This window comes from Sphingobacterium sp. JB170, from assembly GCF_900163865.1.
Classification (GTDB): Bacteria; Bacteroidota; Bacteroidia; order Sphingobacteriales; family Sphingobacteriaceae; genus Sphingobacterium.
On record NZ_FUKU01000061.1, the window covers coordinates 41335 to 55167 of the forward strand.

The 13833-nt window shown below is 41.6% G+C and carries 13 protein-coding genes; 9 read left to right on the plus strand and 4 right to left on the minus strand.

The genetic code is table 11. The features are described from left to right. Positions 1-192 precede the first annotated feature (192 nt). Positions 193-414 carry a VF530 family DNA-binding protein gene (locus FM107_RS16490; RefSeq protein ID WP_086949594.1) on the minus strand — a complete coding sequence of 74 codons (222 nt, stop codon included), beginning with the start codon at positions 412-414 and terminating at the stop codon, positions 193-195. 448 nt (positions 415-862) lie between these two features. Between FM107_RS16490 and FM107_RS16495 the strand changes: the two genes are divergently transcribed. From FM107_RS16495 to FM107_RS16505, 3 genes are all read left to right on the plus strand, one after another. Continuing rightward, positions 863-2515, plus strand: a complete 1653-nt coding sequence (locus FM107_RS16495; RefSeq protein ID WP_086949595.1) for an FAD-dependent oxidoreductase — start codon at positions 863-865, stop codon at positions 2513-2515. A 109-nt stretch (positions 2516-2624) separates the two neighbouring features. After that, positions 2625-3200, plus strand: coding sequence for an RNA polymerase sigma factor (locus tag FM107_RS16500; RefSeq protein ID WP_086949596.1), 576 nt, complete (start codon positions 2625-2627; stop codon positions 3198-3200). A gap of 11 nt (positions 3201-3211) precedes the next feature. Continuing rightward, complete coding sequence (locus FM107_RS16505; protein WP_218779032.1) at positions 3212-3544, plus strand: hypothetical protein; 333 nt, start codon at positions 3212-3214, stop codon at positions 3542-3544. Positions 3545-3731: 187 nt separating this feature from the next. On the opposite strand, the gene FM107_RS16510 is transcribed toward FM107_RS16505, so the two are convergent. Next, a complete protein-coding gene (locus tag FM107_RS16510) occupies positions 3732-4337 on the minus strand; it encodes an NAD(P)H-dependent oxidoreductase (RefSeq protein WP_086949598.1) in 606 nt (201 codons plus the stop codon). Between the two features lie 98 nt (positions 4338-4435). Here FM107_RS16510 and FM107_RS16515 point away from each other — a divergent pair, with 98 nt between their 5' ends. Next, positions 4436-5353, plus strand: a complete 918-nt coding sequence (locus FM107_RS16515; RefSeq protein ID WP_086949599.1) for a LysR family transcriptional regulator — start codon at positions 4436-4438, stop codon at positions 5351-5353. A 189-nt stretch (positions 5354-5542) separates the two neighbouring features. On the opposite strand, the gene FM107_RS16520 is transcribed toward FM107_RS16515, so the two are convergent. Further along, the gene (locus FM107_RS16520) at positions 5543-5734 is read right to left on the minus strand and encodes a hypothetical protein (RefSeq protein ID WP_086949600.1); all 192 of its coding nucleotides are present in this window, start codon (positions 5732-5734) and stop codon (positions 5543-5545) included. On the opposite strand from FM107_RS16520, the gene FM107_RS16525 reads away from it, so the two are divergent. The 5 genes from FM107_RS16525 to FM107_RS16545 all read left to right on the plus strand — a co-directional run bounded on the left by FM107_RS16525 (position 5733) and on the right by FM107_RS16545 (position 12367). Further along, positions 5733-6029 (plus strand): hypothetical protein, encoded by a 297-nt coding sequence (locus FM107_RS16525; RefSeq protein ID WP_086949601.1) that lies wholly within the window; start codon positions 5733-5735, stop codon positions 6027-6029. The genes FM107_RS16520 and FM107_RS16525 overlap by 2 nt on opposite strands. 21 nt (positions 6030-6050) lie before the next feature. After that, the gene (locus FM107_RS16530) at positions 6051-6512 is read left to right on the plus strand and encodes an Hsp20/alpha crystallin family protein (protein ID WP_086949602.1); all 462 of its coding nucleotides are present in this window, start codon (positions 6051-6053) and stop codon (positions 6510-6512) included. Between the two features lie 288 nt (positions 6513-6800). Beyond that, positions 6801-7196, plus strand: coding sequence for a c-type cytochrome (locus FM107_RS16535; protein ID WP_086949603.1), 396 nt, complete (start codon positions 6801-6803; stop codon positions 7194-7196). Between the two features lie 510 nt (positions 7197-7706). Continuing rightward, positions 7707-10667 carry a SusC/RagA family TonB-linked outer membrane protein gene (locus FM107_RS16540; protein ID WP_086949604.1) on the plus strand — a complete coding sequence of 987 codons (2961 nt, stop codon included), beginning with the start codon at positions 7707-7709 and terminating at the stop codon, positions 10665-10667. Positions 10668-10678: 11 nt separating this feature from the next. After that, on the plus strand, positions 10679-12367 hold the full coding sequence (locus FM107_RS16545) for a RagB/SusD family nutrient uptake outer membrane protein (protein ID WP_086949624.1): 1689 nt from the start codon (positions 10679-10681) through the stop codon (positions 12365-12367). A 351-nt stretch (positions 12368-12718) separates the two neighbouring features. On the opposite strand, the gene FM107_RS16550 is transcribed toward FM107_RS16545, so the two are convergent. Then, positions 12719-13741, minus strand: a complete 1023-nt coding sequence (locus tag FM107_RS16550) for an LLM class flavin-dependent oxidoreductase (protein WP_086949605.1) — start codon at positions 13739-13741, stop codon at positions 12719-12721. Between the last annotated feature and the right edge of the window lie 92 nt (positions 13742-13833).

A 13833-nucleotide genomic window follows, 5' to 3' on the forward strand; every position in this document is an offset into this window, starting at 1 on the left:
TTTAAAATAGTTAGCTATATTTTGATGTCGTTAATATACGGGCAGTACATTTAAACCGTTAGGCGCATTTTAAGGATACCGATCATGCAATTTAGGCATCGGCGGATAAATATACAAAAATGGTCTAGATCTGCTGCGCTCGCATGCTACTTTTTCCATGTAGCGGATTTTGCCCCAGCAGGAGCGAAGGTCTTAACAGTAAAAGGTTTCAATGTATAAGTCTTCTACTTTTTTACGCGCCCACGGGGTTTTGCGTAGGAAAGTTAAGGAAGAATTCATACTCGGGTTCTCCACAAAGCAATTGATTCTTACAATTTGCCCTAAGGGTTTCCATCCACCGTAATGCGCTAATAATTCTTCAATTATAGTGTCCAGTCTTTTACCATGCAATGGGTTGTTCTTTTGTGTTTCCATTACTCAAAATTACGCATAAAAACGGTGTGTGGTAAAATTCTTACCGTTTAATTTCGCCTATTTATATCTCAATTTCGGCTAAATAGGCAGGGTTAATCATGAGCGACCCGGGATTATATATTATTTGACAAGATCGGAGCAGACTAACAAACATCCCATAATATTTTTCTATATTTACGTGCCTGGGGAAAAGAACAACTAGTGAACAACCGAATTGAACTAATTGATAATGATATTGCTGTTTCCTAAAACTTCGGTAAGCGTTCCTCGATTATCGACATCCGTTTAAGTTTATATGCGTTTGATCCTACAGGCCGTAGATTGTGGGCGTTTGGTCCGGAGAAAACAAATTAAACAAACCCGACGTGAAAAATTTTGATAGATTGGGATCTAACGCTCGCTGTGTGGTCGTGCCGCAATCTTACAACACGATAAAAAAAGACTTCTTATGAAAAAGCTACTATTTACGATTAGCGCTGTAGCCATATTTTTAATAGGCGGCTGTAAGTCAAACCAACGCGATTCGCAAAAGGCGGACCTAATCATATACGGCGGGACATCAGCGGCCATCACTGCTGCTGTTCAGGCTAAAAAATCAGGAAAGTCCGTTATTATCGTCTCGCCCGACAAACATTTAGGTGGATTATCGTCAGGTGGACTTGGATTTAGTGATACGGGAGACAAATCTGTGATTGGCGGATTGGCACGAGATTTTTATCACCGTGTATATATGCACTACCAAGATAGCTCAGCCTGGAGCTGGCAGCAGCAGGATGAATATGGAAACCAGGGACAAGGGACACCAGCAATGGATGGCGAAAATCGAACGATGTGGATATTTGAACCTCATGTTGCCGAGTCGATATTCGAGGATTACGTTTTAGAATTTGGATTAGTGGTGCACAGGGACGAATGGTTAGACAGGGAACGTGGCGTAGAGTTAGAGGGGAATCGTATCGTATCCATCACAACACTTAACGGAAAGACTTATGTCGGAAAAATGTTCATTGATGCGACTTACGAAGGTGACCTGATGGCGGCCGCAGGAGTCAGCTATCATGTAGGACGAGAAGCCAGAAACACATACAACGAAAAATGGAACGGCGTACAAACGGGTGTCCTTCATCACGGACATTGGTTTAAAAGTGATATTAGTCCGTATCGCACTGCGGGAGATAGCTCCAGCGGCCTGTTATATGGTGTTTCGGGGGAGTTTCCCGGCAACTATGGTGAGGCGGACGAGCGCATACAAGCCTACTGCTTTAGAATGTGCTTGAGTAACGTTCCCCAAAATAAGGTGCCATTCGAAAAGCCAGAAGGCTATGATGCTGAAAATTATGAACTCCTAGCGCGGGTGTTTGCATCGGGCTGGAGCGAGACCTTTGAGAAGTTTGATGCCATTCCTAATCGGAAAACAGACACAAATAATCACGGTCCATTTAGTACCGATTTTATCGGAATGAATTATGGCTATCCCGAAAGCACCTATGAAGAGCGAAAAGAGATCATTAAAGCGCACGAACGCTATCAAAAAGGATTAATGTATTTTTTAGCTAATGATCCTAAAGTGCCTGACGATGTGCGCGCCCGGATGTCCCTGTGGGGGCTTGCTAAAGATGAATTCGTGGATAACGGTAATTGGCCGCATCAGCTTTATATTCGTGAAGCGCGGCGGATGGTGGGGCAATATGTGATGACCGAACACGATACGTTTAGTGATAAGGAGGTGGCAGATCCCGTCGGGATGGGGTCCTATGCCCTTGATTCGCATAATGTGCAACGTTATGTAAAGAAAGACGGGTACGTACAAAATGAAGGGGATATCGGCGTCGCGCCCAAACGTGGGGCATACAAGATATCCTACGGTTCACTAATCCCTAAAAAAGAGGAGTGTACAAATTTACTGGTCCCGGTATGTCTTTCCAGCTCGCATATAGCTTTCGGAAGCATACGTATGGAACCTGTTTTTATGATTCTTGCTCAAAGCGCGGCAATAGCCGCTTCGCTCGCCATTGATGGCGGTATTGATGTGCAAAATGTTTCATACTCGGATTTAAAAAAAGAACTCACGATGCAGAAGCAAGTGCTCGCCAAACCCTAAGCAAGGTAAAATATGGGGTGCGAACCACTTCATTTAAGATTTAGCGGACTTGTCACTAAATTATTTAAATAGTTTAAAGTAAAAGCGGGATTTATTCGTCTATACTATTATGGATAGGCTCTACCCAGAAAACATGGCGGAAAAAAATGCTCGATCATTTGCGGCGGTTGTAAAAACTTATAGCAACCAATTGATGCACTTTGTGAAAGCGAGGGTTAGCAAGGCTGTGGATGCGGAAGATATTCTGCAGGAAGTCTGGTATCAATTCTCCCGGATAAGTGATATTGATGGGTTAGAAAATACAGGGGCATGGTTGTACTCGGTTACACGAAATAAAATTACCGACAACTATCGAAAAAAGAAAAACGATTCGCTGGAAGATCTGACGGCAGCAAAGGACGAAGAAGACTTTTCCCTTGAGCATTTACTAGTTGCTGATGACAGTAATAATCCCGAACTTAAGATCTTTAAAGACATATTTTGGGATGAGTTAATGAAGGCACTAGCCGAGTTACCAGAAAATCAACGTACGGTGTATATTCGTAATGAAATTGAAGAGATGACGCTCAAAGAGATAGCCCTGCAGGATGGCGTGAATTTAAAGACCGTAATAAGTAGGAAGGGGTACGCGGTGAAGCATTTGCGTCTTCGTATGCGTGCGCTGTATGAGGAGTTAAATTATTAATATGATGTGCGATGAATAGAAATATGAAAAAAAAGAGCAAAGGAAAGATCGCGCTAATTGTCATAGCGGTGATCACAATGGTTCTGTTAGTTATCGCGGTCGTGCAATACTTATGGAACTGGCTTATGCCTGATATATTTGGGCTGAAGGAAATTACCTATTGGCAAGCATTTGGCTTGTTTTTACTCGCGAAATTATTTTTTGGCGGTAAGCCCGGAAGGCCGCGAAGATTTAGGCGCGAATACGATATAGATAGCGGAGATCAAGATGATCGATCTCCCGAAGATCGAGACCGGTTACGCGAGGAATGGAAAAGACGTTTTCAAGACAAATGTGGCTTTTAAGGTGCGTTTGGCTTAAAGTGGGGAATTAGATAAAAAAGGTTCTTTTATTTGGCACAATTCGCTCGATAAAAGAACCCTTTTTTGGACCTCTTGGTGCGGCCAATTTCGGTTATACGTACCCGCAACTATTTTGAAAGTTATAAAGAATGCGAGCCTATATATTTGACCCGATCAGTTAGTAAGTTGCTTATTTTAAGATAGTTGGAAACTGACTTTCTAAGTGCTTTATGTACTGCTGATGATAACTATCAACTCGTTTCGGTGTGGCGTTTTTTTCTAAATCGTGAAAATGCATTCCAGAAACTCTTTGCAAGTCAACAAACTGATTCATTTTGTGAAAGCCAAACAAAATCCCGTCGTCTACAGCAATTTGATCAAAAAACTCACCTTCAAGTGTAAATGCGGTGTCCGGAGCGTTCCAGGTCGTTGTGACCATATACTTTTTGCCGTGCATTAATCCGCCCGTCCCATAATTTATTGCCGGGTTTTTTCTACTTCGGCCGTCGCTTGAGTACATTCCGTTACGATGCCCTTCGTTGAAGACGTTGTCGATATACAACTTGAAGCGGTTGGGCAGTTGAAACCACCAAATAGGGGTATGATAGACGATAAGATCTGCCCACTTAAAATTTTTAACTTGAGCACTCGCTTCGAAGCCATCATTGATATTGAAAATACGTACTGAACTGCCCGTATTTTCGAAGAATAGATTTGTCCAATCGGTTAGTGAGTCATTGAATTTTCCCCCTGAATGAGAAAATATCTGTCCTGCATTAATGATAAATACATTCATTTGCGATAATTTTAATTATTGATAGCGCAAAGATCTATTAGTTTTATGTATATTTAAAATAATTTAAGTTTGATACATCTATTATATTAATTATAGTTATGCGCTGGAATTTAGAATGGTTAAGAACATTTAAAGCGATTTACGACACGGGTACGCTGTCAGCTGCTGCCCAAGAATTATATATCTCACAACCCGGTGTGAGTTTGCATTTAAACTCATTGGAAGCATATACGGGGTATAAATTGTTTGATCGGCAGGCACGTCGGATGGTACCAACTGAAAAAGGAAAAATGATATATAATTTTATATTAGATCCATTACTTAAATTGGAGTTGGCAGAACAGCAGTTTCATAAACGTACACTAGTTGAGCGCGCAACTATTTCAGTAGGGATGTGTTTTGAAACGTTTCAGTACACCTTGGAGGAGTACATCTCTGACTTGCCTTTTAACTTAATTATCAAATTTGGCTTATATAAGCAGATGCAGGAAGATTTGGATCATGGATTATTGGACCTCATTGTAACTTCCCGCAGTGGCAATCAGAAAAATTTGATTTATCAACCGTTTTCGCGAGAAAAAATTGTTTTAATAGCTGGAAGTAATACCGATACCACCGTGTTGGATAGGTTGATAGCGGGTGGAAATTTAAAAGAAGCGGTAGAATACTTGAAAAATCAATTATGGTACAGCACGGCAGCGGACATGGATCATTTAAAGGATTTTTGGATGCGACATTTTGGGGAACGACCAGATTTTTCACCCAATTATATTGTACCTAATATCTCTTCTATCATCCGTTGTTTAAGTAATTCTGAAGGCTATTCTGTGGTCCCTGATTTCTTATGTCGCGAGGCAGTAGAATCCGGAAAAATTGTATTGGTGTGGGAAGGGGACGAGCCGCTCGAGAATACGTTGTATTTTGGAACACGAAAAAAAACGATGTATCAATCCGAAATTGAAAAACTAGAACAACTATTAAAGGACAAATACGAAGGTGGCGCTGTCACCATCTAACCTGGCAATAATTTAGGTGCGCACGAACAGAGCAGCGTGTCGCGACGTACAATTCTGCACCAAGTTTCCTGCGTAAGATCGAATCTTTACTTCACTCTGATCTCAAAATACGTTTAGCATTGCGGTGCCTCGAACCGCTCATAGGGCTATGCGTCGCAATAAAAATTCGTCGTCCAAAATCATGCAGCTTTATTCGATACGCTGTATGTCTAACCACGCTTTCGTCTTTTTTCGTTGATTGTAGAATTTGGGTATCATCCCGGTTTTGCAGTTGTTCGTTGTGCTGTTGAAAAGAAAAGTGAAATAATTTAAAGTATATCCATAGCGGTATTCGTCTACAATACCAAAGGCCTTTAAAAATTCATAAAAAATTAAAAACATGAAAAATAAATTTCGATTCATTTTACCCCGACTACTCGTCTTAACGGTATTATTGGGGATAGCAACCCTAATTATTGGGACAATCTTTAAATTAATACTTTTTATTACCGTAGGTATTGGCGTAACTTCATTTGTATCGGCAAAAATAAGAAAGCGCAAGCGTTCGGTAACAAGTGAGCACGGCGCGATTAGCCCATATCCAATGTACGCCGTATACCGCCAGCAGCAAAGCGCTATAGTTCCGGTGCAACACGCATTTCAAGAAAATAAAAAAACAATCGTACCTATCTATTAATTCTTTAAATATTAAAACAACATGTTCAATAGAGATAATTATTCAAAAACCGGTTTCCAAGGCGAAAATAAATTCTGTAATGGAAATTTCAAGCAAAAGTTTGAGAAGCTTCAACAACATTTTTTTGCAGACAGTTCACCAGTTGGTGACTCCACACAAGGCCAACACGTTCCCGTGAACATCATGGAGAATGACGAGTTTTACCAAGTGCAGCTTTACGCCGCCGGACGTCGGAAAGAAGACTTTAAAATAAGTATTGACAAACAAATACTGACAATATCAGGTCTAGCGTTAGAAGCAGATGCCGCCGCAAATTTCATTCACCAGGAACAGCCCAATGCGTCGTTCCAGCGCGCATTTCAATTACAAGATGACATACTTACCGAACGCGTACACGCCAGTTATGAAAATGGCGTTTTAACAATCATTTTACAAAAGGATCTGGAACGTGTTAAACCGGCACAGCAGGTAAGCGTTTCTTAAATTCAAGCAATTTTACTGATGTGTTTTTTCGTGAAAGCTCGGCTTTTTTGCTGAGCTTTCTTTATTAAGATGGGCCATGAATAATAATTCGGTCGATTTAAATAATTCATGTCCTCACGGCTACGGCTTTTTAGGTTTGACGATTAATTGAAATTAGTATTTTTCGACGCCCACCCGGGTTTATTTTGCAAAAAAAAGTAACTATTCTTATTGTTGAAATCTGACATTTATATTACAAATGGCTGGATATTTGCTGTATAGGAAAATGTTATTGTTAAACACATTAATATGAGAAGAAATATTACCGTAATTACCTCTCTACTTGCTATTGTCGTCGGCATGAGTGGATTCCAACAAGAACAACAGGACGATCAACCAATCAATCTCAAGGTTCTTCCAAAAAGTATCAGCCACGCAGAGTTGGATAGTACAATGAAGTCTTTTAATGTAGCGTTGGGTGTGAAATGTGGACATTGTCATGCTGCGAAGCCGCACGGCGAGCGCGGTTTGGATTTCGCGTCAGACGAAAATCCAAAGAAAAATGTAGCGCGTGCAATGATAAAGATGACAAACAAAATCAATAAAAAGCATTTTAAATATGAACACGACGGCGTGCTGCGAAACATTTCATGTAAGACCTGTCACAACGGTCAGGACGAACCTTTTACAGTCGTCAATAATTAGTTTTGATGCGCAATTTAATGAAGCTGTAGCCGGCTAGCGAACCACGAATCTAGTTGATACACCAACTTAAATACGTACGAATTATTACGCTAATTGGTTAGAAAAATCTACCGTTATATGATTTATTTGGTTAAAGTCTTTTACCGGCCGCCATGGCTACCATTCAGGGTTCTTGTCACGTCCGTCCTATACAATGTGTAGGCGTTTCTGTCTTTTTTATGCTTTGAAAAATTCCAAGTTTAAACAAATATGAAAATAATCAAACTTGGTCGTATCGTTCAGAAAGTAAAATACTTATACCCTACAGGATAATACCAATTTGTTTTTGAGCAGTTAACGGTGGAGATGCCTATCACCGTTGTTTTCAGACCTGTTTTCCTCCTCTCGCATTAAATTGTATATTTGCTGCAACGATTCAGCTAATATGATATTAATGTTCGCCCGAACACTGATGTCTGATTTTAGCGGTTTATAAACCCATCGTTTCAACGCATAAACTATTTAAACTGGATGAAAACAAAACCTATTAATTTTAGGACACTAACAAAAATTTTATTGTTCAGTGGCTCTCTCTCTGTGCTTCCGATTACCGATGCGGCAGCCTCGACGTATGTACTTTCTGCATTCCAACAAGATGTAAAAGGGGTTATTAAAGACGCCAATGGAAACCCTTTACCCGGGGCAACAATCACGGTCAATGGATCCTCGCTCGCAACACAATCCGCCAAGGACGGTGATTTCGAATTACCGGGCGTCTCAAGCGGAGCAACATTGACCATTTCAATGGTGGGCTATTTGAACCAAACAGTATCGGTTGATGGAAAACAATTGGTGGTCACTCTCCAAGAAGATCCCCAAGGAATTGACGAGGTGGTAGTCGTTGGATATGGCTCGCTGGAGAAGAAGCAGCTAACAAGTGTGGTGACAACAATTCGGCCTGATGAAATGGTGCCAGGCTCTGTATCCCCGCTCATGGCAATGCAAGGGAAAGTTCCGGGTTTGAATGTCGTGTCTGAAAATGGTACTGACCCTAATTCTAGCGTAAGCCTGCAGCTTCGCGGGGTTAATTCCGTGAAGGCATCGCAAGGACCGTTAGTTGTTATTGATGGGGTGCCAGGTGGTGACGTGAATTCGGTTGCCAAAGAGGATATCGAATCAATTAATATTTTACGTGACGCATCAGGTGCAGCGATATATGGTACTCGGGCTTCGGGGGGCGTTATTTTAATTACCACAAAGCGCCCGCAGATCGGAAAAGCCGTTGTTAACTTTACTTCGGAATATTTTCTCGAGGGAATTCGTAAGCGGCCGGAGGTGCTTTCTGCAGACCGATTTGTTGAGCTTGGATTAGGGGATGACCTTGGACATCGGACTGATTGGTACGATCAGGTAACGAACGACAACCCTTTTAGTCATCGTCAGGTAATAAACGTTAGTGGTGGTTCAGAGAATGCCAACGTCTATGCGACGTTCACCAAGCGGGACGCAACGGGTATTGCCTTAGGATCCAAAAGAGGTGAAATTGGCGGACGTGTAAATACAAACTTCAAATTCTTCGACGGCCGTGCGGAGTTAGCAACTAATATAAGTTATAATGAAGCCGATGCTGATTTTACGAATCAGGACATCTTTAATATGGCGATGGTTTTGAATCCTACTGAGACGCCATTTAATGATAATGACATTACTGGTTACAACGTGCTCGTGGGTGGGTATGACTACTGGAACCCTTTAGCCGAAGTTAAGCTTCGTGATGATCGGCGCAAATATGATTACCTTTTAGCGAATACCACATTAAAAATTAAATTAAACGAATTCCTAACTACGAGCGCAACAGTCGGAGTGAAACGGAATACCGAGCACGGTTCTTTATTTCGCTCCGCACAACACCGTATATCGCGCGAAGACAACGTAGACGGCTTTGCTAGTCAGGACTACAAGCGATTTACAGATCGCGTTGTCGAGTGGTCTTTAACTTATGATAGACGATGGGAAGATCACTCTATAAATGCGGTTGGTGGCTATAGTTATCAGGATTTTAACGGTCAGGGTTTTAAAGGAGCTAATTCTGATTTTTCGGTTGATGGTATCCGAGAGCACGATTTTGCCTCCGGTAGCTATTTGTCGGAGGGGCGTGCAGAGCTCGGCTCATGGAAAAATCCATGGGTGAAATTGGCTGCTTTTTTTGGACGTGTAAATTACTCTTATTTGGATCGATATATCATTACCGGTACCGCCCGGTACGAGGGTTCGTCTAAATTTGCCCCAGAGAATCGTTGGGGATTTTTCCCAGGTTTATCTCTAGGATGGCGAATGTCCGAGGAATCGTTCATGAAAGACGTTTCGTTTATTAATGACTTGAAGTTTAGAGCAGGTTATGGTGAAACAGGTAATGAGGGGTTTGGCGCAGATGTATCCACTAGGATGTATCGTGCCGATTCCTGGTTTTTGCAAGACGGCAAATGGTTTCAAACCTATGGCGTTAAACATAATCAGAATCCCGGGATAAAATGGGAAGTTAAAAAGGAATATAATTTAGGAATGGATTTTTCCATCTTGAATAATAGGCTAGGAGGTCGTTTTGACGTTTATAAACGTGTAATTGACGATTTGATATACGATATTTCGGTATCCCAACCGCCAGCCATTCACGATAAAACAACGATGAACGTTGGTAGTATGGAAAATAATGGATTTGAATTTGAGTTAAATTATAACGCTATTGACAATGAAAACTTCACCTATCGCACAGCAATTGTCGGCTCGCATAACACGAGTAAATTAAATTCATTATGGGGAAGTCAAACATTCGCGGATAATAAAAATTTTCCAGGGCCGGGCTCTCCAGGTACTGCCGTGCGGCTATATCCGAATCAAGAAATTGGTAGATTCTTTTTATGGCAGTTTGCTGGATTTACCGAGGACGGTTATTGGATGTTATTCGACCAAGAGGGGAATGCATTTGACGTGCGTGATAAAGCCAAAACACAAGAAGAAAAAGCATTCGTCGGACAGGCGATCCCGACCATTCAGCTTTCTTGGAACAATCAATTTACCTACAAGAATTGGGATGCAAGCATATACATGCGTAGTTGGTTAGGTCATGACGTATTTAACATGATTAATATGTATTATAGCTTACCGAATGTGCAAGGACAGAACGTGTTAGAAGAGGCATACGAGGATCACAAGAATATTGTTGGTGAGAAAGAACTTTCCGATTACTGGTTGGAGAAGGGGAATTTTTTAAAAGTAGACGCAATTAGTATTGGTTACACATTCAACAAGGCTGCGATAAAACCGCTAAATAACTTGCGAGTATACGCCACGGGGCGTGATCTTTTCGTTTTTACCAAATATTCAGGACTAGATCCGGAAGTAAATATTAACGGCTTAGAACCTGGTTTCGAGGAAAAAAATGTATTCCCGAAAACCAGAACGTTCATGTTCGGATTACAACTTAATTTTTAATGAAAATAACGATGAAAAAATATATTTTATTTTTATGCACTGGCCTCGGTCTTCTATCTATCGGAAGCTGCGTTAAACTAGATCAGGAATTCTATAGTTCGGTGACACCAGAGACATTTTTTGAAAATGAAAAGGATATAAAGGCCGCATTATTTCGTCCTTTCACACACGCTAAATGGTACTTAGGTGAGGATCGTTGGCGCCTCCAGGAATATACGGCGGATAATTTCGCAATTACCACCAAAGGTCGTCATTGGTATAACGGGGGAGAGAATGAACGGTTTCATTACCATACTTGGACTCCCGACGACAATTGGGTTTGGGGATCCTGGCGTGGTACGTTGATGGGCGTAGCGCTCGCTTTAGATGCGAAAAGTGATTTGGAAAAACTCGATTATACACAATTTCAACTGACCGAAGAGTTAAAACTTTCACATCTGAGTCAACTGGATGCATTGATCGCGTTTTTTTATTTACGTGGTCTAGATTTTTTTGGTGGTATGCCGGTTTTTGAATCACTCGAAGGTGAAGGCTTGCCACGCAATACCGACGTCGAAACTTTTAACCATATAGAAAAGCTCCTGAGAAAAGCGATCGAAACGATTCCTGCAAAAGTGGATGGTGCGCCAGAAGAAGGTGCAATTACACAAGGGGCAGCCGCAGCCATGCTTGCTCAATTGTATTTTAATGCTGAGTCTTATATTAATAAGCCGATGTACGCGGAAGCTAAAGTATTAGCGCAGGGAATTATAAACAACGAATATGGTACGTATGCAATTGACAGTGATTGGAACGGGCCTCACGGGTTTAAAAATGATCGATCGCCTGAATTAATATGGTCTATGCCATCGGAATTTAAAAAAATGGAATACAAGTGGTTTTACGCCGATTTTTACCACTATAATACCAAACAGTATTTTAATCAAGATTTAGGAGGAAATAACGGAGCCCATTTACAGCCTTCGCGTAAACCCGACGGAACGTTTTATACAATGGAGTTTAAATTAGGCTCTCCCTTTGAAAAATTCGATCAAGGCGACATCAGAAAGCAACCATATCGATTTACTGGAAGTGGGCAATATGAAGGGATGTTTATAGTGGGGGCACACAAATCACCGGAAGGAGCCGAGATTATCGGCGGTGAAGAGTATAAAGATGAACCACTGGTATTTGTCGATCAAGTTGGACGTTTTTCCGAAGTTGGTGCAGGTAAGAAATATACTAGTGTAGATAAACTACCATCTAAAATATCGGAAGGTGAGGAAAACACAGGCATTCGTCTGGTCAAGGTGCCGATTCCAAATATAGCCGAAAATACACTTCGTTGGGGAGCTGACCTTCCAATCATTCGATTGGCTGAAATATATTATATGTTGGCCGAATGCAACTTACGCGAAGGTAATTCCGCTGAGGCAGCAAACTTGATTAACAAGGTCCGCGAACGGAACTTTCTAGATTCGGCGGACCCCAATCCAGTCACGGCAACCAATTTGGACAAATATAGAATGCTAGATGAATGGAGTATTGAGTTTATAGGCGAGGGACGTCGCCGTACAGATTTAATACGGTGGAACAGTTTTGTTACAGAGCAATGGTGGGACCACGCACCAAAGAATTCGGCACATTTGAACCGTTTTCCGGTGCCTACACAAGCTATTTCGGGAAATAATGCTCTAGAGCAAAACCCCGGCTATAATTAACAAGGAATATTTTTTTTAAAACTGCCTCTTTCAAATTTTGGAAGAGGCAGTTTTTACATATATGAGATGCCGAAAATCTCAAGATTTGGAATGATAACAGTATTGATTCCTTTTATGAGCGTTATGGTCGTGTATATACAAGAAATACATAATTGGACGAATTTTCGTCGTAATATTGAAGAATTTATCAATTTTTTATGTTAAGCATGGCATTTACGGCCGAAGTTTATTGGTTCGAAGAGCTGTTACGTTTTAAATTGAAAGAACGAGCTGATTTAGAAACTTAGATCGAAGGACGTTTCGCAAAATAGGAAAGAGAACAGTACTTTGCCATATTCTCTTTCCTTGATTTTAGCGCCAATTTAGTCCCGGGGCCACGTGCTTAATAATGGAATTGAGTACGTGAATATTATAATCGACACCTAAGGTATTTGGAATAGTTAACAGCACTGTGTCGGCTTCTTGAATAGCTTCATCTTTTGCAAGCTGCTCAATTAATTTATCCGGCTCCTCCGCGTAGCTTCTCCCGAAGATTGCACGTTTATCCTTTTCAATTATTCCGATTTGATCACTTCGCTCGGATTCTTGGCCAAAATACATGCGATCTTGGTCGTTGACGATAGCAAAAATGGAACGGCTCACGGAGATACGTGGCTCACGATCGTGCCCTGCAAGCTTCCACGCTTCTTTATATAATCTTATTTGTTCGGCCTGTTGAACATGAAATGGTTTTCCATTTTCATCATCTTTTAGCGTTGAACTTTGAAGATTCATGCCATTTTCAGCCGCCCATACCGCTGTCGCGTTAGAACCAGCTCCCCACCAGATACGCTCGCGGAGCCCGTCGGAATGCGGCTCCAAGCGTAGGTGGCCCGGAGGATTCGGAAACATGGGGTTCGGATTAGGTCGCGCAAAACCAATTCCTTTTAATTTTTGGAAGAATTCCAAGCCGTTACGCCGTCCCATGTCTGCATCACTTTCGCCTTGTTGTGGCTCGTAACCGAAGTAGCGCCATCCCTCGAGTACCTGCTCTGGCGAACCTCGGCTAATTCCTAGCTGTAATCGACCTCCAGAAATTAGATCGGCCGCACCAGCGTCTTCGACCATATATAACGGGTTCTCGTATCGCATGTCGATAACGCCCGTGCCAATTTCTATTTTGCTTGTTCTGGCGCCGATAGCCGCTAACAGCGGAAAAGGGGAGGCAAGTTGTTTTGCAAAATGGTGCACACGGAAGTAAGCGCCATCTACTCCGATTTGCTCAGCAGCGACAGCCAAATCAATTGACTGAAGCAATGTATCGCCCGCTGATTGCGTCTGATAAGAGGGGTGATTTCCCCAGTGACCAAATGATAAAAATCCGATATTTTTCATGTTTAGTTCAAAACTAAGAAAAACGCGAGCAGCTATCGTTGATCTATGATAAGATTTTTAGTATACATTTTTTGATTTGATGTTGCGCCTAT